Raw genomic sequence first — 24,974 nt, forward strand, 5'->3', positions numbered from 1 at the left:
TAGGTAACGGCTGATATGGGTTCCGCCCTTACGGCGGGTCACTTTTGAAAAGAGCCCAAAAGTAACCAAAAGGCTCTTGCCCCAACACTCGGTGCCTCGCCTAGGCTCGGCATGCCCTCACTCCGGCTTGAATCCGTGGGCCGCCGCGATGGGCCATCCTTGGCCCAGCGCAGCTAACCCGGCGTCCTGCCGGGTTACCCACGGATTCAAGCCTGCGTTCGGCCAGCGTGTTTGACGGGGCGCCTAAGATCAAAATCAAAAGCACAGCGGCCTGACAGCCGGCTTGAGTGGTTAAAGCAAATGCAACAGCAAACACGGACCCTGTAGGAGCCGGCTTGCCGGCGATGGTCGTTAACGATGATGCAGTACATCTGGATAAATGCGGCGCTCTCGGGTTTTTCGCCGGCAAGCCGGCTCCTACAGAAGACGAAAAGCGTATCCACGATGCGAAGCGAGTCGCTTTTGATCTTGCTCTTGATCTTCGGCGCCCCGTAAAACCACGCTGGCCGAACGCAGGCTTTGGAGCGTGGGTAACCCGGCAGGACGCCGGGTTAGCCGCGCTGGGCCAGGGATGGCCCATCGCGGCGGCCCACGCTCCAAAGCCGGAGTGAGGGCACACCGAGCCTAGGCGAGGTGCCGAGTGGTGGGGCGAAGACCTTTTGGTTACTTTTGGGGCGTTTGCCAAAAGTGACCCGCTGTAAGAGCGGAACCCAAAGTAGCCGTTACCGCAGGAATGGATATGTACTCGACATACAGCCCTCAAGACACCACCTCCCCAACAACAACCCCATCCACCCACCAACGCGCCAACCCAACCACATTGGGCGCCTTGAGCAACGTAAAGTGATTCCCCCCGCCATACCAAACCTGCAACCCACTCCCCTGCCGCCGCCACCCCTCAACCATCTCCCCCTGCTCCCGCTGATTCCCCGCCGCATCCAACGCCGGATCCTCAGCCAGCACCAACCTCACCACCCCGTTAAAGCGCAAACCAGGCCGATACCGCGTGCGCAACGCCGCCGCATAAGTCCGCGCCGGCCCATCCATCGCATCCACAGCCGACCGCCCCGGCAACAGACCAACGCCGACCATCCCTGCATGCAACTGCCGCCGCTGCGCCACCTCATCACTCCCGGCAAAATTCTCCAGATCTATCCCCAGCGATTGCCCCGCCGACAACTGCATCGCCTCAATCAACCGCACCAACGCCGCCGTCGTCGTATAAGGCCTAACGGCGCGCTCCGGAGACTCACTGTCAATCACCGTCAACGAAGCCACCTCCCGCCCCGCCGCCTGCAACCGCAACGCCATCTCCAGCGCAACCCAGCCCCCAAACGAATGCCCCACCAAATGTACCGGCCCCTGCGGACACTCCTGCTCCAACGCCTTCAAGTAACAAGCCGCCGCCGCTTCCACCTGGCTATGGGGCACCGCCTCACCGTCCAAGCCGCGCGGCTGCAAACCAAACAACGGCCAATCGCGTCCCAACGCCTCACTCAAACCGATAAACCCGGTAACGCTGTCCCCCGCCCCCGGCACACAGAACACCGGCGCAGACCCTGCCCGGCCACTCTGAATCCGCAGCAAGGGCTGATGCGGGGCCTGAACCTGCGGCGTGCATGTCACCAAGGCCTCAGCCATCGCCTGGCCCAATGCCTGGATGTGCGGCGCCTGCATCATGCTCTGGTGATCCCCCGGCACCGCCACCTGGCGCAATTGCCCCGGCGCCAACACCTCATTCCACCCCAAGGTTTCACTGCGCCGCGACAACTCGGTCGGCCGCTCACACGCACTGAACAGATGCACCGCGATCGGCAACGGAAACAGGCTGTAATGCGCCAGCGCATGCCCGTGCCCCACTTCCCGCTCGATGTAGTTCAAGAGGTCCGCGTCCGTCGCCGCTGCCATTTGCGCGTGCAGCACACCTTCATTGCGACAACGTTGCAGCAGGCCTGCAAAGTCCAGCTGTCCAACCTGCGCCTCCAACTGCCCAAGGCTCGCCAACTCATCCACACCTCCCTGTGTTTTCCAGTACGCCGTGCACTGCAACAGCAAGTGCCGCTTGAGCGCGTCCGGCCCGCTCCAGCGCGCCTTGCCCTGGTCAGTCATGCGCGGCAGGTAGCTGTCGATCAAACCGAGAAACTCCACCGGTTCATCCAGCCCCAGCAGTTGCATCGCCACTTCATAGGCCAGCACCCCGCCAAACGACCAGCCGGCAACCCGGTAAGGCCCATGGGGTTGAATGCCTCGGATCAACCCGACCAGCCGCGCAGCCAGACCTTCCATCGTGTTCAGATGCGCGTCGCCGAGCGCCACGCCCGGTAAGCCGTAGATCGGATAGTCACCCGGCAAATGCTGACCCAGCGCCGGGAAGTACACGTCCATGCCGCTGAACTCATGGACCAGAAACAGCGGCGCTTGCGAACCACCCCTGCGCACCGTGATCACCGACGTGTCACGCACCGGCTCATCCGTACGCTGGCGCAGCATCGCGGCAACGGACGCCACACTGGCATGCTGGAACAGCTCAGCCAGGGACACCTGCAACCCCGCGTCTTCCATCAGGTTGACCAGCCGGATCGCCAGCAATGAATGCCCGCCCAACTCGAAGAAGCTGTCATGACGACCGACCTGTTCCAGCTTCAACACCTCGGCCCATAGCTGGGCCAGGGTGTGTTCCAGCCCATCGGCCGGCGCCTCGAACTCACGGCGGTTGAACGTTTCCAGGGCCGGCACCGGCAAGGCCTTGCGGTCGACCTTGCCGTTGGCGGTCAACGGCAGGTGATCCAGCGGCACAAAGGCCGACGGCACCATGTATTCCGGCAATTGGCCTTGCAGATAGGCGCGCACGCTGTCGAGGTCGACAGGCTGATCAGCCCAGGTGAAATAGGCCGCCAAGCGCTTGTCGCCCGGCGCATCTTCGCGAGCCAGCACCACCACGTCCTGGATACCGGGAAAGGTCGCCAGCCGCGCTTCGATCTCGCCCAGCTCGATGCGGAAACCGCGGATCTTCACCTGATCGTCATTGCGCCCGATGCAGTCCAGCAGGCCGTCCGCCGTCCAACGGCCAAGGTCGCCGGTGCGGTACATCAAGGCGTGCAAATTCAACGGATCCTGCACAAACTTTTCAGCGGTCAGATCAGGTCGATTCAGATACCCCAGCGCCACGCCATCCCCGCCGATGCAGATTTCACCGGTCACGCCCACGGGCACCGGCTGCAGGTGCGCATCCAGCACATGAATCTGCGTGTTGGAAATCGGCCGACCAATCGGCACGCTGTCGGCGTCCTCAGCCAGCGCGCGCACCTCATAGGTGGTGGAGTAGGTGGTGGTTTCGGTCGGCCCATAGCAATGCACCAGACGCAACGCGGGCGCCTGGGCCAACAGGTTGCGAAAGGCGGCCGGGTCGGCACGCTCGCCGCCGCACAGGAGGATGCGCAAACCTGCCAGGGCCTGGGGAATCAATTGCACGTACTGGTTAAACAAGGCCGTGGTAACGAACAACACCGTTGCGTCCGCCAAGGCTACGCCTAAGGCTGCAGGATCCAGCAAGGTGGCGTGGTCGATCACCTGCACCTGGCCGCCGTTGAGCAGCGGGCCCCATACGTCCATGGTGCTGGCGTCGAATGCCGGGTTGGAGGCGAAGGCCACGCGGTCGCTGGCATTGAAGTCGGCGTAGCCATTGTTGATCACCAACCGCGTGATGCCGCGATGAGGCACCAACACACCCTTGGGCGTGCCGGTGGAACCGGAGGTGTACATGATGTACGCCACGCTGTCCGAGGACTGCGACAGGTCGGGGTTGTGGCTGGGTTGTGGGTCGAGGACCAAGGTGTCCAGGTCCAACCGCTGTACACCGTAGTCGACGGCAATATCGCTGCGGGTCAACAACCAGGCCGCGCCGCTGTCCTGCACCATGAAGCCCTGGCGTTCGGCGGGTGCGTTGATGTCCAGCGGCACATAGGCGGCGGCGCATTTGAGCACGGCCAGTTGGCTGATCAGCAGGTCCAGGCAGCGCGGCAACAGGATCGCCACGTTATCACTGGGACGCAGCCCAAGGCCCAGCAGGTGATGGGCCAAGCGATTGGCGCGGGTATTCAGCTCGCCATAGCTCAGTGACTGCCCGCCATGCAGCGCCGCCAATGCGCCAGGACGCGCCTGGGCCTGGGCTTCGAACAGGCGTTGCACCGTGTGTTCACGCGGGAATGGTCGCGTGGTGGCGTTGAACTCCAGTAGTTGCTGGCATTCGGCAGCAGGCAGGATTGGCAAGTGGCTGATGCCCATCGCGCTGCCCTGCTCCAACGCCTGCACCACCTGTTCCACGGCAACCTGCAAGTAGCCGCACAACCGGCGCGCGCCCTGCCCCACGATTTTCAGGAAGAAACCGTCGCCCAGGTCATCCACGCTCACTGACAGGCCATAGTTGCTGCGTTCTTCAGCCTTGAGCATCCGAATGCCTTGCCACGCCTCGTTGGCAGCCTGCGGCGCACTGTGACGATAATTGAACAACGTGTCGAACAACGGCGTCGCCGCCGGCACGCCGCTGCAACGCTGGGCCAACGCCAGCGGCGCCTGCTCATGGCTGAGCAATTGACTGAGACGTGCGTGGGTGGCCCGCAGTGCGTCGCGCACCGAGTGCTCACCCAGGTCGACCCGCAGCGGCAAGGTATTGATAAACACACCCATGGCCCGCTCGGCGCCTTCACCGCCTTGCAGGCGGCCGAGCATCACGCTGCCGAACACCACGTTGTCGCGGCCCGAGACCTTGCCCAGCACCTGGGCCCAGGCCAGGTGCATCAGGCTGGCGGCGCTGACGCCGGATTGCCGCGCTTGGGTACGCAGGCGTTGGCTCAATTGCGCATCCAGTGGGCGTTGAATCTGCTCATTTTTGCCCAGTCGTTCGACCTGGGTCGGCTCATCAATATCACCGAGCATTTCGCGGAAGAACGCTTCGTGGTCCTCTGCACCCACGCGGGTCTGGGCCACATAGTTGCGATACGGCACAGCCACGCCCAAGGTGTGTTGAGTGCCCATGAGGAACGCCTGCATCTCCTGTTGCAAAATTTCCAGGGCGATGTGGTCCATCACCAGGTGGTGAAACAGCAACGTGGCACTGTCCGCATTGACCACCAGGCGCATCAACGGGGCTTGCGCCAGCTCGAGCCGCTCCGGCACCACGCCGCGTTCGACACGCAGCGACGCCTCGCGCCACACCACCTGCACCGGTTCTTCCAGGCCGTCCCAATGGAACGACGAACGCAGGATGTCGTGGCGCTGGACCACCGCCTGCAAGGCCAGGGCGAACGCCTCCAGGCGCTGTTGGCTGTCGAATGCAAACTGCGCGCGCAGCACATAGTCGTCAGCACCCTGTACCGCACGATGGTGATACAGCATGCCGGCCTGCAACGGCGCCAACGGGTAGATGTCCTGCACATTGGCTGCGCCGCCTGGAATGCAGGCGACGATACGCTCGATGGATGGCTGATCCAGTTGAACCAACGGCAACATATCCGGCGTGATCGCGGTGCAATCAGCGGCAATGCGATTGGCCGGCACCGCCACTTCCCGACCACCGCCCAAGGCCGCCGCCAAGGCTGACAAGGTCGGCTGGCCGAACAACACCTTCACATCCGCCGACAACCCGAGGCGGCGCATGCGCCCCATCAGGCTCACCGCGAGCAACGAGTGCCCGCCCAATTCGAAGAAGTTGTCGTGACGGCCCACGCGCTCCACGTTGAGTAACTCGGCCCACAGGCTGGCCAAGGCGATTTCCGTGTCGCCCTGGGGCGCTTCGTATTCGCGCACCACCACCGACTCCAGGCCCGGCGCAGGCAAGGCCTTGCGGTCGAGCTTGCCGTTGGGGCTCAGGGGCAAGGTGTCGAGGTGCACGAAAATGGCCGGCACCATGAACTCCGGCAAATGCTGCAACAGGTGCGCGCGCAACGCGTCGATCTCGCTGAACACCCCGGTGTAGTAGGCGATCAAACGATTGTCGCGAGCGATCACAGCGGCTTCGTTGACCGGCGGATAGTCGGTAAGGCGCGACTGGATTTCCCCGAGTTCGATGCGCAGGCCACGGATTTTCACCTGGTCGTCATTGCGTCCCAGGTACTCGATCGTGCCATCCGCCAAGTAGCGGCCCACATCGCCGGTGCGGTACAGGCGACCGTCGGTGAACGGGTCCTTGAGGAAACGCTCGGCGGTCAATTCAGGGCGGTTCAGGTAACCGCGTGCCACTTGCACGCCGCCGATGAACAACTCGCCGACCACACCCAACGGCACCGGCTGCATCTGTGCATCGAGCACGTACATGCGGGTGTTGGCGATCGGTTTGCCGATCGGCGTGTTGTCCGGCGTTACCGGCCCGGCGCAGTTCCACGCGGTCACATCGACGGCGGCTTCGGTCGGGCCATACAGGTTGTGCAGTTCGCTGCCCGGCAATTGTTGCTTGAAGCGCCGCACCAGGCTGCCCGGCAAGGCTTCGCCGCTGCACATCACACGCACCAACCCTTTGGCTTGGCTGACATCGCCATGGGCCAGGAACACGTCCAGCATCGACGGCACGAAGTGCAGCGTGGTGATCTGCTCGGCCGCAATCACGTCGCACAGGTACGCCGGGTCTTTATGGCCGCCAGGACGCGCCATCACCAGGCAAGCGCCGGTGAACAGCGGCCAGAAGAACTCCCACACCGACACGTCGAAGCTGAACGGGGTTTTCTGCAAGACACGATCATGGGCTTGCAAGCCATAGGCGTCCTGCATCCACAACAGGCGGTTGACCACGCCTGGATGGTCGTTGATCACGCCCTTGGGTTGGCCGGTGGAGCCGGAGGTGTAGATCACGTAAGCGCTGACGCCTTCTACACCGGGGTTGTCTTGACGTTGGTGCTGCCAGGTCGGCCGATCCAGATCGACCACCGGCACATCCCCCAACAACCCGCGTGTCGCGCCCTGGGCCAGCACCGCGACCGGCGCGCTGTCCTCCAGCATGTAGGCGATGCGCTCCAGCGGATACGCCGGGTCCAGCGGCACATAGGCGGCACCCGCCTTGAGGATCGCGTACAGGCCGATAACCATATCCAGGCCGCGTTCTACACAGATAGCGACCCGTGAATCGGGCTGAACGCCGATTTCCAGCAGGTGATGTGCCAGCTGATTGGCCTGCGCGTTCAGCTCGGCATAGGTCAATACAAGGTGATCAGCCTTGACGGCGACGGCATCCGGTGTCCGCGCCACCTGCTGTTCGAACATACCGTGCAAGGTCTGGTCGAGGTCGTAGGCCACCTCGGTGGCGTTGAAGTCGAACAGCAAATGCTGACGTTCACGCTCTTCCACCAGCGGCACCTGCTCCAGCACCGCCTGGTCGTTATCGACCATGGCCTGCAACACGCGGGTGAAATAGCCGACGTAACGCTGCACCGTCGACTCATCGAACAGCGCCACCGCGTACTCCAGCGCGCCGATGATCGTGCCCTGCACTTCGCTCAAGTCCAGGGACAGGTCGAACTTGGCAAAATGGCTGTTCTCGACGATGCCTTCCAGGGCCAGGTCGCCCAAGGCCAGGGTCGGCGCGCTGCTGTCCTGCCAGGTCAACAGCGTCTGGAACAGCGGGCTGTGGGCCAGGCTGCGCGGCGGACGGGTAATTTCTACCACCTGCTCAAACGGCAGGTCTTGATGGGCCTGTGCTTCCAGCGCCAGCGCCTTGACCCGCGCCAGCAGCGCCTCGGTGCTCAACTCGCCGGAGGTGTCGATGCGCACGGCCAGGGTGTTGACGAACAGCCCGATCAGCCCTTCCACCTCGCTGCGTGTGCGATTGGCGACGGGAGAGCCGATCACCACGTCCTGCTGCCCGGACAGCCGCGCCAGCAAGGATGCCCAGGCGCTCATCAAGGTCATGTACAAGGTGGTGCCGTGGCGTTGGCTCAAGGCCTTGAGCCCGGCGGTGAGGCGTTCGTCCAGGCGCACCTCGACACTGCTGCCGGCGTAGTCCTGTTGCGCAGGGCGCGGTCGGTCAGTGGGCAAAGTAAGCAAGGCCGGCGCGCCGGCCAGCGCCTGCTGCCAGTAGGTGCTCTGGCGATGCAGCACTTCGCCGCTGAGCCACAGGCGTTGCCATACGGCGAAGTCGCCGTACTGGATCGGCAGCGGCGGCAATGGATCGGGCTGGCCGTGGCTGAAGGCTTGATACAACGCCATCAACTCGCGGGTGAGCACGCCCATGGACCAGCCATCGGAAACGATATGGTGCAGGGTCAGCAGCAGCACATGATGATCGTCGGCCATGACCACCAGGCGCCCGCGCAACAGCGGGCCACGCTCCAGGTCGAACGGCGCCGAAGCCTCGCCGTGGATCAACGCATCCAGCGCCTGCTGGGGTTGCGGGTGGCGGCGCAGGTCCTGCACTTGCAGGGGCAGCACGTCTTCGGCGGGCACGATCAGCACCTGGGCGTCATCGCCATGCTGGGCGAAGCGGCTGCGCAGGGTTTCGTGGCGCGCGACGATACGGGCGAGCGCCCTTTGCAGCGCCTCGACATGCAACTGCCCACGCAAACGCAGGCCGATAGGAATGTTGTAGGCGGTGTTGGCGCCTTCCATCAGCGCCAGGAACCACAGGCGCTGCTGGGCGAAGGACAGCGGCACCTGTTCATCACGATTGGCCGGCAGGATATCCGGCAAGGTGCTGCGGCCGGACCGGGCCAGCACCTCGGCGACGGCCGCCAGTTCGGCATTGGCAAACAAATCGCCGAGCAGCAACTCGACGCCCAGGCGCTGGCGGATCTGCGAGACCATGCGCATCGCCAACAACGAGTGCCCTCCCAGTTCGAAGAAGTGATCGCGACGCCCGACGCGCTCGACGTGCAGCACATCGGCCCAGATGTGCGCCAGCACGCTTTCGATTTCGCCTTCGGGAGCGGCGTATTCGCGGGTAAACACAGCAGCCATGTCCGGCGCCGGCAAGGCCTTGCGGTCAAGCTTGCCGTTGGCAGTCAGGGGCAACGCGTCCAGCTTCACGTAGGCGACCGGCACCATGTAGTCCGGCAGGTGCGCCACCAGATGGGCGCGGATGTCGCCCACAGCCAATGGGTCGAGTTGACGGTTTTCGGTGAAATACGCCACCAGCCGCTCTTCACGCACCAGCACCACGGCTTCCTGGATACCTGCCACTTGGTTGAGCTGGGTTTCGATTTCACCCAGTTCGATGCGCATGCCGCGAATTTTTACCTGGTCATCATTGCGTCCCAGGTACTCGATGTTGCCGTCCGGCAACCAACGCGCCAGGTCGCCAGTGCGGTACATGCGCCCGGCGTTGAACGGGTCTTGCAGGAAGCGTTCGGCAGTGAGTTCCGGGCGGTTCAGGTAACCCCGCGCCACGCCTTTGCCGCCCACGTACAACTCCCCTGCTACGCCCAATGGGACGGGGCGCTGTTGCTCATCGAGCAAGTAAACCGTGGCGTTGGCGATGGGCTTGCCGATATGCAGCGGCTGGCCGGCCTCGACCTTGCCCGAAGTCGCAACCACCGTGGCTTCGGTAGGCCCGTAGTTGTTGATCAAGTCAAAGCGCTGCGCCCGGTTGTACTGGCGCAGGCGATCGCCACCGATCAGCAAGGTGCGCAGTGTCGGGTGTTCGATCTGCTGACTGAAGGCGTACTCGGCCACTGGCGTGGGCAGGAAACACACGTCCAACGGCTGCGCACACCACCAGGCCAACAGCGCGTCGATATCTTCGGCGCCGTCATGGGCCGGGGGCAGATGCAGCGTCGCGCCCACACACAGCGCCGGCCAGACTTCCCAGGCCATTGCATCAAAGCCGAACCCAGCGACACTGGCCGTGTGGCGCCCGGCGCGCAGGTCAAAGGCGTTGCAGTGCCAGTCCACCAGGTTGGCCACGGTGTGATGCTCTACCATCACGCCTTTGGGCAGGCCGGTGGAGCCGGAGGTGTAGATCACATAGGCGAGGTTGGACGGGTTGACCGTTACCTTGGGGTTGCTCGCTGAATGATGCTGCCAGGTGTAGCGGTCAAGGTTGATCACCGGCACTTCAAGGGCCGGCAAGCGCTCGAGCAAGGCATGCTGGGTCAGCACCGCCACCGGGGCGCTGTCGGTCAGCAGGTACGTGAGGCGCTCGGCCGGGTGCGACGGGTCTACCGGCACATAACAGGCGCCGGCCTTGAGGATTGCCAGCAGGCCGGCCAGGGTGTCCAGGCCACGGCGCGCAACGATGGCGACCCGGTCGTCCGGCTTGACCCCCAGCGCCAGCAGGTGATGGGCCAGCAGGTTGGCTTGCTGGTTGAGTTCGGCATAGGTCAGTTGACGGCCCGAATGCACAGCGGCAATCGCGTCCGGCGTGAGCGCGGCCTGGGCTTCGACGCGAGCGTGCAGGGTGGTGTCCTGGGGGAAATCCGCTTGGGTGGTGTTGAAGTGTTCCAGCAGCAAACGCTGTTCATCTACAGGCAGCACCGAGAGCTGGTTGAGCGCGGTGTGTGGCGCCTGCTCCAACGCGGTCACCAAGTTATCCAAGGCGGTTTGCAGGTAGGCACAGACGCGTTGCGGATCGACCTGGGTGGTCGCCAGCAGACGCAGGATAAACCCATCGCCCAGGTCATCCACGCTCAGGGTCAGCGGGTAGTTGGTGCGCTCATCCGAACGCAATGTCTCGATGCCCTGCCACGCCGCCACGGCTTCGCTGCTGGTACCGGTGCCGCTGTGGCGATAGTTGAGCAACGCGCTGAACAACGGCGTCGGCGCCACCACCCCGCTGCACCTTTGCGCCAACGCCAGGGGCGCGTGTTCGTGGCGCAGCAGCGCGGTGAGTCGCGTGTGGGTGGCCTTGACCGCGCTGCGCAGGTCGTCGCCAGCCACGTCCACGCGAAACGGCAAGGTGTTGATGAAAATCCCCAAGGCACGGTCCGTGGCATGCCCGCCTTGCATGCGGCCCATCAGCACGGTGCCGAACACTACTTGGGATTTGCCGGCCAGCACGCTTAGTACCTGGGCCCAGCCCAGGTGGAACAGGCTGGCAACGCTGACGCCCAGCGCTCGAGCCTGGGCGCGCAGGCGCTGGTTGAGTGCGTCCGACAGCGGCCAATCCAGTTCATTGATGTCACGGCCATCGCCCTGCACATCCTGCAAGCCGAAGGGCAAGGTCGGCTCGACCACATCTCCGAGCATCTGCTGGAAAAACGCCTCGTGTTGCTGCTCGCTGACACCCAGCCGCGCCTGCGCAACATAGTTGCGAAACGGCACGGCGTGACCCAGGTGCCCGGCGTGGCCTTGCAGGAACGCCTGCATTTCATGGCGTACCACTTCCAGGGCACTGTGGTCCAGGGCCATGTGATGAAACAGCAGCATCGCGACAATGCGCCCCTGCGCCGGGTCCTTCGCCCAGGCCAGGCGCAGCAGCGGCGCCTGGTTCACGTCCAGCCGGAAATGGCGAGCATCGAACCGCGCGTGCAGTTGGGCAGCAATATCACCGTCAGCCGGGTCCAGTTCCAGCGCCTGTACCGGCAGACGCGCGCTGCGCCACACCACTTGCGACGGCTGTTGCAACCCCTCCCAGACCACGCCGGTGCGCAGGATGTCGTGACGGTCGATCACCCCTTGCAGGGCCAGGGCAAACGCGTCGAAACGCTCGGCGCTGTCGAAGGCGAACTGCGACTGCATCACATAAGGGTCGCCCTGCTCGGTGCTGACGTGGTGAAACAGAATGCCTTCCTGCAGCGGCGCCAGCGGGTAGATGTCCTGGATATTCGCCACGCCGCCGTCGACCGTAGCGACGATGCGGTCGATCTCCTCCTGGCTCAGCTCGGACAGGGTCAACATGGCCGGCGTGATCCGTTCGGCGTTGGCCGGGATGCCATTGGCCGGCACCTCGTTGGCGGCCGAATACTCGCCGGCCTTGATCAGTTCGATCAACGCCGGCTTGTGTTCGCGCAAGGCGGCAAGAATCACCGGATCGCTCAGCGCTTGTTTGTTGCCTAGCACCGACAACTGCTCACCCTTCAGCGCGAGTTGTACGTCCTTGGTTTTCAGCGTCGCCAGCAGTTCGTGAATGCTCACAGGACGATCTCCATTCGTTCAGTCATCGCGGCGTAGCCAGCCAGGGTCGGCTGTTCGAACAACGCACGCACATCGGCTTCCATGCCTTCCTGGCGCAAGCGCCCGATCAAGCTCACGGCGAGCAGCGAGTGCCCGCCCAATTCAAAGAAATTGTCCTGGCGCCCTACCCGCTCCACGCCGAGCAGTTCGGCCCAGAGCTGCGCCAGGAGCATTTCGGTATCGCCCACCGGGGCCTCGTACTCGCGCACGGTCAAGGCTTCGTTGCCCGGCGCCGGCAGCGCCTTGCGGTCGAGCTTGCCGTTGGGGCTCAACGGCAACGCGTCAAGGTGCACGAACAGCGCGGGCACCATGAAGTCCGGCAGGTGTTGCAGCAGGTGTTCGCGCAGGTCCGTTACCCGAACGCCGGTGTAGTAGGCGACGAGCCGGTCATCGCGGGCCACCACCGCGGCTTCGTTGACCTGCGGATGTTCCAGCAGTCGCGCCTGGATCTCGCCCAGCTCGATACGCAGGCCACGGATCTTCACCTGGTCGTCGTTGCGGCCCAAGTACTCGATAGTGCCGTCGGGCAGGTAACGCCCAAGGTCGCCGGTGCGATACAGGCGCCCATCGGTGAACGGGTCCTTGAGGAAACGTTCGGCGGTCAACTCGGGACGATTGAGGTAGCCCCGCGCCACCTGCACGCCGCCGATGAACAACTCGCCCACCACGCCCAGGGGCACCGGCTGCATTTGCCCATCCAACACGTACATGCGGGTGTTGGCGATGGGTTTGCCAATCGGCGTGTTGTCCGGCACGTCCGGGCGCGCGCAGTTCCAGGCGGTCACGTCGACGGCGGCTTCGGTCGGGCCGTACAGGTTGTACAGGCCGATGCCTGGCAGTTGCTGCTTGAAGCGCCTCACAAGACTGCCCGGCAACGCTTCGCCGCTGCACATCACCCGTTGCAGGCCGGCCGCCTGGCTGACATCGCCGTGGGCCAGGAATACGTCGAGCATCGACGGTACAAAATGCAACGTGGTGATCTGTTCAGTGGCGATCACCTCGCACAGATAGGCCGGGTCTTTATGCCCGCCAGGACGCGCCATGACCAGGCAGGCACCCGTGAACAGCGGCCAGAAGAACTCCCACACCGACACGTCGAAGCTGAACGGGGTTTTCTGCAACACCCGGTCGTGGGCCTTGAGGGCGTAGGCGTCCTGCATCCACAACAAGCGGTTGACCACGCCGGGATGGTCGTTGATCACGCCCTTGGGCAGACCGGTGGAGCCGGAGGTGTAGATCACGTAGGCGCTGAGGGCCTGTACGTGGGGATTGTCGATGGCGTGGTGTTGCCAGGTCGGGCGGTCCAGATCGATCACCGGCGCGTCGCCCAGCAAACCACGCGTAGCGCCTTGGGCCAGCACCGCAACAGGCGCGCTGTCTTCCAGCATGTAGGCGATACGTTCCAGCGGATACGCCGGGTCCAGCGGCACATAGGCCGCACCGGCCTTGAGGATCGCGTACAGGCCGACCACCATGTCCAGGCCACGCTCCACGCAGATCGCGACCCGCGAATCGGCTTGAACGCCCATTTCGATCAGGTGATGCGCCAGCTGGTTGGCTTGCGCGTTCAGTTCGGCGTAGGTCAATGCCAGCTCACCTGCCTTGACGGCGATGGCGTCCGGTGTGCGCATCACTTGCGCTTCAAACAGGCCGTGCAGGGTCTGGTCGAGGTCATAGGTCACCTCGGTGGCATTGAAACCCGACAGCAATTGCTGACGCTCCTGAGCCTCCAGCACCGGTAGGCGATTGACCGCCAACTGCGGCGCCTGCTCCAGCGCGTCGACCAGCCCTTGCAAGGTCACCTGCAGGTAACCGCAGAGGCGTTGCGCGCCAATCGACTTCGCGGTCATGGAAGTGAGGCGGAAGCCGTCGCCCTGGTCGTCCACGTTCAGCGTCAACGGGTAGTTGGTGCGCTCCTCGCTGGCCAGGGTCTGGATGCCTTCCCAGGCCTGGGACACCGGCGCCTGCTGGCTGTCGCTGTGGCGATAGTTGAGCATCGCGCTGAACAACGGCTGCGGCGCGGCGACACCGCTGCAACGCTGGGCCAGGGCGAGGGATGCGTGTTCATGCCCGAGCAATGCGGTCAGTCGCGCATGGGTCTGTTTGACCGCCACGCGCACGCCGCTGCCATCAATGTCCACGCGCAGCGGCAAGGTGTTGATGAACATACCCAGCGCGCGATCACTGCCTTTGCCGCCTTGCATGCGCCCCAGCAACACGGTGCCGAACACCACGTTTTCCTGGCCTGAAGTGCTGGCGAGGACTCGCGCCCAGGCCAGGTGGAACAGGCTGGCGGCACTCACGCCGAGTAAACGCGCCTGGGTCCGCAGGCGCTGGTTGAGGGTCGGGGCCAAGTTCAGTTGGACCTCTTCGATGGCATTACCGTCGCCGCGCACGTCCTGCAGGCCGAATGGCAAGGTCGGTTCGCTGATATCACCGAGCATTCCACGGAAGAACTGCTCATGTTCCTCCTCGCTGACACCCAATCGCGCCTGGGCCACGTAGTTGCGGTAAGGCGTCGCGTCACCGGCAGGCTGTGGCAACCCGAGCAGGCTGGCCTGCATCTCGTGGCGCACGCCTTCGAGGGCAGTGTGGTCGAGGGCAATGTGGTGGAACAACAGGATCGCGACCACGCGCTGGTTGGCCGGGTCCGGCGCGTACACCAGGCGTATCAGCGGCGCCTGATTCATCGGCACACGGTACTGGCGCGGGTCGACGCGCTGGTGCAACTGGTCGATTACGTCCGCCTGCACCTGCAAGCGGGCCTTGCGCCACACCACTTGCAGCGGCTGGGCCAGGCCTTCCCAGACTACGGCGGTGCGCAGGATGTCGTGACGGTCGATCACCTGTTGCAGCGCCTGGGCGAAGGCATTCAAGCGGTCGAGACTGTCGAACGCCAGGTGCGATTGCAGCAGGTAAGGGTCGCCCTGCCCTGCGCTGATGTGGTGGTAGAGAATGCCCTCCTGCAGCGGCGCCAGCGGGTAGATGTCCTGCACATTGGCGGCGCCACCGGGCACCTGGGCGACGACGTGGTCGATGGTCGATTGGTCGAGTTGCACCAGGGACAAAAGATCCGGGGTAATACGTTGGCAACCCGCCGGAATACGATTGTCCGGCACCGACACATCGCGCCCACTGCCCACGGCGGCCGCCAGCGCCGCCAGGGTCGGCTGGCTGAACAGCACGCGCACATCGGCACTCAGGCCGACCTGGCGCATGCGTTCGATCAGGCTGACGGCGAGCAACGAATGGCCGCCCAGTTCAAAAAAGTGGTCATGGCGCCCGACCTGCTGCACGTGCAGCACCTCGGCCCAAATACGCGCCAGGGTGCTCTCAACCTCGCCTTGGGGGGCTGCGTACTCGCGAGTCAGCAACGCCGCCTGATCCGGTTCCGGCAACGCCTTGCGGTCGAGCTTGCCGTTGGCAGTCAGGGGCAATGCGTGCAGCTTCACATAGGCGACCGGCACCAGCGCATCCGGCAACTGGGCTTGCAGTTGCGCGCGCAGGGTGTCGATATCCAATGGTTGCTGTTCGGTGAACCAGGCAATCAAGCGCCCTTCGCGCACCAGCACCACTGCCTCACCGACGCCGTCCAGTGCGGCCAGACGGCTTTCGATTTCACCCAGTTCAACCCGCACGCCACGCACTTTCACCTGGTCATCATTACGCCCCAGGTATTCGATATTGCCATCCGGTAACCAGCGCGCCAGGTCGCCTGTGCGGTACATGCGGCCCTCGTTGAACGGGTCTTGCAGGAAGCGTTCGGCGCTCAGGTCCGGACGGTTCAGGTAACCGCGCGCCACGCCGCTGCCGCCGACGTACAACTCGCCCGCCACCCCCACCGGCACCGGACGCAAGTGCGCGTCCAGCAGGTAGACGCTGGCATTGGCGATGGGCTGGCCGATATGCAGCACCTGCCCGGCGCGCACGCGGCCGGAGGTGGCAACTACCGTGGCTTCGGTGGGGCCGTAGTTGTTGATCACTGCAAAGCGGCGTTCCTGGGTGAACTGGCGCAGGCGATCACCGCCAATCAGTAGAATGCGCAACGTGGGGTGTTGCAGGTTCTGGCTGAAGGCGTATTCGGCCACAGGCGTTGGCAGGAAGCTGACGTCCAGTGGTTGCGCCAGCCACCAGGCGAGCAGCTCATCGATGTTTTCATTGCCCACATCGGCCGGTGGCAGATGCAGGGTGGCACCCACGCACAGCGCCGGCCAGACCTCCCAGGCCATCGCATCAAAACCGAAACCGGCGACGCTGCTGGTGTGGCCCGTCGCATCCAGGCCAAAGGCCTCGCAGTGCCAGTGCACCAGGTTTTCCACGGTACGGTGCTCCACCATCACACCTTTGGGCTGGCCGGTGGAACCGGAGGTGTAGATGACATAGGCCAGATGGGCCGGGGTCAGCACGCTGAGTTGCGGATTGTTGACGGCGTGCTGCTGCAAGCGCGGATCGTGCAGGTCGAGGGTGGCAACCCCGCCCAATAGATCGCGAGTACTGGCTTCGGCCAACACCGCCACAGGTGCGCTGTCTTTCAGCAGGTAGGCGATGCGCTCGGCAGGATACGCCGGGTCGACGGGCACGTAACCGGCACCGGCCTTGAGGATGCCGAGCAAGCCCACCAGCATCTGCGGGCCGCGACGGCAGCACAGGGCGACACGATCATCAGGCTGTACGCCCTGTTGCAGCAGATGATGGGCCAACTGGTTGGCACGTGTGTTGAGCTGTTGGTAGGTCAGCGATTCGCCGTCTTGCACCACGGCGATGGCATGAGGTTGGCGCTCGGCCTGGATCTCGAAAGCCCCATGCACCGTGTGGCCCGTGGGGAAATCGCTGGCGGTGGCATTGAACTCGCGCAGTAGGGTTTCGTGCTCCGCTGCCGGCAGGATCGGCAATTGACTGAGTGGGGTCTGGGGTGCGCTTTCCAGCGTCTCGACCAACTGCTCGATGGCGTTATGCATGTAGGCACACAGCCGCTGGGCGCCGATCTGCGGCAGCGCCAATACGGTCAGGCCGAAGCCTTCGCCCAGGTCATCCACACTCAAGGTCAGCGGGTAGTTGCTGCGCTCCTCACCACCGAGCAGTTGCACCCCTTCCCAGATGCCATGGCCGTCGCGAGCCATTTCTCCAGGCGTGCTGTGGCGGTAGTTGAGCAAGGCACTGAACAACGGCGAAGCATTCGCCACGCCGCTGCAACGCTGGGCCAGCGCCAGGGATGCATGTTCGTGGCCAAGCAAGGCGCTCAAGCGCCCATGAGTCGCCTTGACCGCAACCGCAGCCGGCGCGGCTACATTGACCCGCAGCGGCAAGGTGTTGATGAACATGCCCAGCGCACGGTCCGCGCCGTCACCGGCTTGCATGCGGCCCATCAATACGGTGCCGAATACCACGTCGTCACGCCCAGACACCAGACCCAGTACCTGCGCCCAGGCCAGGTGCATCAGGCTCGCCGCGCTGATGCCCAACTGCCGCGCCTGTTCGCGCACCCGCCGGGCCAGGGCTGTATCCACCGGCCATTCGGCTTCTTCGATGTCACGTCCATCGCCCTGTACATCTTGCACACAGAACGGCAGGGTCGGCTCATCCACGTCAGCGAGCATGTCGCGGAAGAACGCTTCGTGCTCCTCCATGCTGACACCCAGGCGCGCCTGGGCCACGTAGTTGCGGAACGGCGCCGCCTCGGGCAAGTCCTGCGCCTGGTTGAACAGGAACGCGCGCATCTCCTGGCCCACTACTTCCATGGCGGTGTGGTCCAGCGCCAGGTGGTGGAACAGCAGGATCGCCGCGACGCGGGTGTGTTGCGGATCCTGGGCGTAAACCATGCGCAGCAGCGGCGCCTGGGTGATATCCAGGCGGTAATGGCGGGCGTCGAAGCGCGCGTGCAATTGTTCGATGACGCCGCCGTCCGCCGGGTCCAAGGCAACCTCCTGGACAACCAGCTGCGCCTGGCGCCACACCACCTGCACCGGGCTGTCCAGCCCTTCCCAGACCACCCCGGTACGCAAGATGTCATGGCGGGCCACCACCTGTTGCAGCGCGCCCATGAACGCGTGCAGGCGCTCGATACTATCGAATGCCATGCGCGATTGCAGCAGGTACGGATCGCCCTGTTCGGCACTGATGTGGTGGTAAAGAATGCCTTCCTGCAACGGCGCCAACGGATAAATGTCCTGCACGTTCGCCGCACCGCCCGGCACGTTCGCGACGATTCGTTCGATGGCCACCGGGTCGAGCTGCACCAGGGTCAGCATCGACGGCGTGATCTGGGTGCAACCCGCTGGAATGCCATTGGCCGGCACCACGACTTCCCGGCCACTGCCCACGGCGGCGGCCAGCGCCGCCAGGCTTGGCTGGCTAAACAACACACGCACGTCGCAGCTCAGGCCGACCTGGCGCATGCGCTCGATCAGGCTGACTGCCAGCAACGAGTGCCCGCCCAACTCAAAGAAGTGATCGTGACGGCCAACGCGGTCGAGCTTGAGCACGTCCTGCCAGATCTGCGCCAGCTGGGTTTCCACTTCGCCTTCCGGTGCTTCGAAACCACGGCTGAGCAGCGCGCTCTGGTCGGGCACCGGCAGGCCTTTGCGGTCGAGCTTGCCGTTGGCGGTGAGCGGTAACAGCGCCAGCCACACGTAGGCCGACGGCACCATGTAATCCGGCAGTTGGCCTTGCAGGTGGGCGCGCAGTGTTTCGATGTCCAACGGCTCACGGGCGGTGTAGTAGGCCACCAGACGCTTGTCGCCAGGTTCGTCTTCACGGGCCAGCACCACGGCGTCTTTTACACCCGGGAAGCTGGCCAGGCAGGTCTCGATCTCGCCCGGTTCGATACGGAAACCACGGATCTTCACCTGCAGGTCATTGCGCCCCTGGTACAGCAAGGTGCCGTCGACCTGCCAGCAGGCCAGGTCACCGGTGCGGTACAGCAAGCCTTCACCAAACGGGTTCGGGATGAATTTTTCGGCGGTCAGTTGCGGCTGGTTCAGATACCCCTTGGCCACGCCCGCGCCACCGATGTACAGCTCGCCCACCACGCCCAACGGTACGGGTTGCTGGCGTGGGTCCAGCACATAGGCCTGGGCATTGGCAATCGGCCGGCCGATGGGAATGCCACCCTGGCCCACCGAGGTCATCTCAAAGGTGGTGGAAAAGGTGGTGGCTTCGGTGGGCCCGTAGCCATTGAGCAGGTGCTGGGGTTTGCCGTGTTCAAGTACGCGGCCAATCACCTGCGGGTCGAGCACATCGCCGCCAACGATCAGGTAGCGCAACTGGCGGAACACCGGCATCAGCGCGTCGGCGTACTGGTGGAACAACCCGGCGGTCATCCACAACACGCTGACGGATTGCTCCTGCAATAACGACGCAAACGCCGCCTGGGACAGCAGTACCGCATGCTCGACCACCACCACGCAGCCACCGTTGAGCAACGGCGCCCACACGTCGAGGGTGCTCGCGTCGAACGCCGGGTTGGAGGCGAACGCCACGCGATCACGCGCATTGAAATCGGCGTAACCGTTGTTGAGTACCAGACGCGAGATCGCACGGTGCGGCACTTGCACGCCTTTGGGCGCCCCGGTGGAGCCGGAGGTGTAGAGGATGTAGGCGACGCTTTCGGCAGACTGCCGCAGTTCAGGGTTACGCGGCGACTGGGCGTCCAGGTTCAGGTCGGCCAGGTTGTTGAGCACCCGGTGCGCACCGCTGTCCTGCACGATAAACGCCTGGCGCTCGACCGGCGCGTTGACGTCCAGCGGCACATACACCGCGCCGCACTTGAGGATCGCCAACTGGCAGATCAGCAGATCGAGGGAACGCGGCAGTGCGATCGCCACGCTTTCCCCCGGTTGCACGCCCTGGTTGAGCAAGTGGTGGGCCAGGCGGTTGGCACGCCGGTTGAGGTCGCGGTAGCTCAAGGACAGCTGCCCATGCACCGCCGCCACGGCTTCCGGACGGGCCAGCGCCTGGGCTTCGAACAACTGGTGTACGGTGAGCTGCGACGGGTATTCACGGGCGGTGGCGTTGAAGTCCACCAGCAACTGATGGCGCTCGGCAGCCGGCAGGATCGAGACTGCCTGCAACGGTGTGGTCGGCGCCTGCTGCAATGCGGCCACCAGGTTGCGCAGCGCGGTGAGCATGTAGTCGCCCACGCGTTGCACATCCAGGGTCGCCACACCTTGGACGGTCAGCGCAAAACCTGTGCCCAGGTCATCGACGTTGAGCACCAGCGGGTAATTGCTGCGCTCTTCGGAACTGAGAATCTGGATGCCGGAGGCGGCGAATGGGCTGTCCCCCGGCGCCTCCCCCGGTGCACTGTGGCGATAGTTGAGCAAGGTGCTGAACAGCGGCAGCGAACCCGGTACGCCGCTGCAACGCTGGGCCAGGGACAATGAGGCGTGCTCATGCCCGAGCAATTGCGCCAGGCGTGCATGGGTGGCACGCACGCCGGCTTGCACACCGACAGTGCCGAGGCTGACCCGCAGCGGCAAGGTGTTGATGAACATGCCCAGCGCACGGTCGGCGCCCTCGCCGCCCTGCATGCGGCCGAGCAACACGGTGCCGAACACCACGTCCTGCTGGCCGGACACCTGCCCCAGCACCTGGGCCCAGGCCAAATGCACCAGGCTGGCGGTGCTCACTCCCAGTTGCCGCGCCTGTTCGCGCAAACCCAGGCTGAGCGCCGGCTCCAGCGGCAGGTGGGCGTCAAGGATGCCACTGCCGTCGCCATTCACGTCCTGCAGGCCGAAGGCCAGGGTCGGCTCATCGATATCGCCGAGCATTTCGCTGAAGAAAGCTTCGTGCTGCGCCTGGCTGACCCCGAGTCGCGCCTGGGCTACATAGTTGCGGTACTGCACGGCGTCAGGCAATTGCGCACTGTTGCCGGACAGGCTGGCGCTCATTTCGTCCACCAGCACCTGCAACGCGGTGTGGTCCAGCAGGATGTGGTGCAACAACAGGATGCCGACCAAACGGCCCTGCTCTTGCGAGTAGGCGAAGCGCATCAGTGAAGCGCGGCTCAAATCGAGGCGGAAGTGACGCGGGTCGAAGCGTTGTTGCAGTTGGGCAAGAGACTCGTCGCTACGCTCAACGGCCAGTGTTGCCTGGCGCAAGACCACCTGCACCGGCTCGTTGAGGCCTTCCCAGAGAATCGCGGTGCGCAGGATATCGTTGCGCTCGATCACGCTGTGCAATGCCTGGATGAACGCGTCCACCGCCGCCTGATCATTGAAACTGAACTGCACCTGCAATACGTAGGGATCACCCTCGGTGGTCGCCAGGTGGTGGTAGAGAATGCCGGCCTGCAACGGCGCCAGGCCGTAGATATCCTGCACGTTGCTGATGCCGCCGGGTACGTTCTCGATGATGTGGTCAAGCGCCGCCTGGTCCAGTTCCACCAAGGGCACCATGTCCGGGGTAATGTGCTGGCTGGCCTGGGTAATCAGGTTGGCCGGGACCTGCACCTCCTGTTGCCCACCCACAGCGGCGGCGAGTGCCGCCAGGGTCGGTTGGCCGAACAGCACGCGCACGTCGGCGCTGAGGTCGACCTGGCGCATGCGCTCGATCAGCTTGACCGCCAACAACGAATGGCCGCCCAGTTCGAAGAAGTTGTCGTCACGGCCCACCTGATCGAGCTTGAGCAGGTCTTGCCAGATCGCGGCGATGGCGGTTTCCACCGCACCTTGTGGCGCTGCGTAGCCGCGACGGGCCAGGGCGTCGGCATCCGGCGCGGGGAGTGCCTTGCGGTCGAGCTTGCCGTTGGTGGTCAGCGGGAATTTGTCCATCTGCACAAAGGCGCTGGGCACCATGTACTCGGCCAGGCTCAGCAGCAGGTGGTCACGCAGGTCGGCGGCCTGCCATTCGCCTTCGGCGATCACGTAGGCCACCAGGCGCTTGTCGCCCGGCTCGTCTTCACGGGCGATGACCACCGCGTCACGCACGCCAGGGGCAGTTGCCAGGCGGGCCTCGATCTCGCCCAGTTCGATGCGGAAACCGCGGATCTTCACCTGGTCATCGTTACGGCCCAGGTATTCGACACTGCCGTCGGCCAGCAGGCGGCCGAGGTCGCCGGTCTTGTACAGGCGCTGGCCGGTGACCGGGTCGGCCAGGAAACGCTCGGCGGTCAGCGCCTCACGGTTGAGGTAACCGCGCGCCACCCCGGCGCCGCCGACGTACAACTCACCGACCACCCCCAACGGCAGCGGCTCGCGACGCGCATCCAGCACGTACAACTGCAAATCGGGAATGCGCACACCAATCGGGCTGACGCCGACCAATTGCGCATCCGCCGCCTCCAGGGCGCGATAGGTCACGTGCACGGTGGTTTCGGTGATGCCATACATATTCACCAATTGCGTGCCGGCGTTGATCGTCCGGGCATACCACGGCTTGAGCATGCCCGGCTCCAACGCCTCGCCGCCGAAGATCACCTGGCGCAGGGAATGGGATTGCGGGTGCTGGCTCTGTGCTGCAATCAATTGGCGGAAGGCGCTCGGCGTCTGGTTGAGGATGCTCACGCCCGCCTCGCACAGCAGCGAATAGCATTCATCCGGCGAACGGCTGACCAGTTGCGGCACGATCAGCAACTGGCTGCCGTGCATCAGCGCGCCCCAGATTTCCCACACCGAGAAATCGAAGGCGAACGAATGGAACAACGCCCACACATCGTTGACGTTGAAACCGAACCAGTGCGCGGTGGCCGTGAACAGTCGTGCGACCTGGCGGTGTTCAATCATCACGCCCTTGGGCTGGCCGGTAGAGCCGGAGGTGTAGATCACGTAGGCCAGGTGAGCCGGGCTGACAGTGACTCGTGGGTTGACGAGGGACTCACCGCGCAAGCCATTGAGGTCGATCTGCGGCAGGTCGCCGACCAGATGACGGGTGTTGGCTTGCACCAGCACGGCCACAGGCGCGCTATCCGCCAAGGTATAGGCGATGCGCTCCAGCGGGTAAGCCGGGTCGATCGGCACATAGCCCGCGCCAGCCTTGAGAATGCCCAGCAAGCCGATGATCATCTCCGGGCCGCGTTCCACGCAGATCGCCACGCGGTCGTCCGGGCAGATGCCTTGGGCCAACAGGCGATGGGCAACCTGGTTGGCGCGCTCGTTGAGTTGGCGGTAGGTGAGGCGCTGGTTGTCGAAGCGCAAGGCGATGGCTTCGGGCTGGGCGGCGGCGTGGGTTTCGACTTGCTGATGGATCAGGGCGGTGTCGGCGTAGTGCGCGGGGCTTTGATTGAGGCTGTGCAGCAAAGTGTGGCGTTCGGTGTCGGGCAGGATGTTCAGGCCGCTGAGCGGCATGTCCGGTCGTTGCTCCAGCGCGTCGGCCAGGCTTGCCAGGGCGGTGTGCAGGTAAGTGGCAACCCGTTCGGCACCGATGGACGCGTCGACCATCACGGTCAGCGCAAAGTCTTCACCCAGGTCATCGACGTTGACCGTCAGCGGGTAGTTGGTGCGTTCCTCGGCGCCCAGTACACGGATGCCCTCAGCGACTTCGATCACCTCGGCCATGTCCGTGGCGGCGCTGTGGCGGTAGTTGAGCATGGCGCTGAACAACGGCGTCGGTGCCGCCACGCCACTGCAACGCTGAGCCAGCGCCAGGGATGCATGTTCGTGGTTGAGCAAGGTGGTGAGGCGTTCATGGGTGGCCTTGACCCCGGCACGCACGCCCTGTTCGCCCACATCCACACGCAGGGGCAAGGTGTTGATGAACATGCCCAAGGCCCGTTCACCACCCTCGCCGGCGCCCATGCGGCCGAGCATCACGGTGCCGAACACCACTGCGTCACGCCCGGAGACCACGCCCAAAACGCGGGCCAGCGCCAGGTGCATCATACTGGCCACGCTGACGCCAAGGGGTCGTGCCAGGGTACGCAGGCGGCGGCTCAGTAGGCTGTCGACGGGGATGCGTGCCTCGTCAATGCCCAGGCCGTCACCCTGCACGTCCTGCAAACCGAAAGGCAGCGTCGGCTCGTCGATGTCCGCCAGCATCTCGCGGAAGAACGTCTCGTGGGCCTGCTCGCTGACGCCATGACGTACCTGGGCGATATAGCTGCGAAACGGCACCGGCTCCCCAGCCTGGGCGTGCTCGCCGGCCAGGTACAGCTGGATTTCATGGCGCACCACGTCCAGGGCGGTGTGGTCGAGAATGGTGTGGTGGAACAGCAGGGTCGCGGCCACCCGCCCAGTGAGCGAATCCTCGGCAAACACCAGGCGCAGCAACGGCGCCTGGCCCAGGTCCATACGATAACTACGCGGATCGAAATCAACCGCCTCGCATGACAGGACCGCCTTGCGCCACACCACCTGCAACGGCTCATCGAGACGTTCCCAGACCATGGAGGTACGCAGGATATCGTGGCGATCGATCACCCATTGCAGCGCCTCGGCAAAGGCCTCCAGACGCCCACGGCTGTCGAACTCGAACTGCGCGTGCAACACGTACGGATCGCCCTGCTCCGCCGACAGATGGTGGTAAAGCATGCCTTCCTGGAGCGGCGCCAGTGGGTAGATATCCTGCACGTTAGCCGCGCCGCCGGGGATGGCGGCGACAATTCGGTCGATGGCTGCCTGGTCGAGGCTGACCAGCGGCAGCATATCCGGGGTGATGCGGTAGGCCGGGCTCAGCCAGTCGCCGCCATGTTCGGCCACCAGCTCGAGCAACCGGGGCTTGTGGGCGATCAATTGATCCCACAGCGCATCGTCCAGCGCTTCGTCATCGCCCAGGATGATCAGGTCGCCTTCTTCCAGTTGCAGACGGATCGCATGGGTGGAAATCGCTGCCAATAATTCGCTGAACTGCATGGGGTAACCTGCCTGATAAGTCACGGTGGAGAAGAAAGTCCGTTTTCAGCTGCCGCTTGAATCGGGTGCTGTGCGCCCCGCATCAAAAAAAAGCGG

General features: G+C 64.4%; 2 protein-coding genes. Both read right to left on the minus strand.

Translation table 11 applies throughout. The features are described 5' to 3' along the window. Positions 1–759: 759 nt before the first annotated feature. Positions 760–12,054 carry an amino acid adenylation domain-containing protein gene (locus tag ACP7C6_RS24780; RefSeq protein WP_426109351.1) on the minus strand — a complete coding sequence of 3,765 codons (11,295 nt, stop codon included), beginning with the start codon at positions 12,052–12,054 and terminating at the stop codon, positions 760–762. After that, entirely contained in the window at positions 12,051–24,878 is a 12,828-nt protein-coding gene (locus tag ACP7C6_RS24785) for an amino acid adenylation domain-containing protein (protein WP_426109352.1), read from the minus strand. Before ACP7C6_RS24785 ends, ACP7C6_RS24780 begins: the two co-directional genes overlap by 4 nt. Positions 24,879–24,974: the final 96 nt, after the last annotated feature.

Source organism: Pseudomonas sp. TWR1-1-4, assembly GCF_049897165.1.
Taxonomy (GTDB): domain Bacteria; phylum Pseudomonadota; class Gammaproteobacteria; order Pseudomonadales; family Pseudomonadaceae; genus Aquipseudomonas; species Aquipseudomonas canadensis.

Coding starts and splice junctions, on each gene's coding strand:
- ACP7C6_RS24785 (WP_426109352.1), bottom strand. CDS start 24,878: ATGCAGTTCAGCGAATTATTGGCAGCGATTTCCACCCATGCGATCCGT.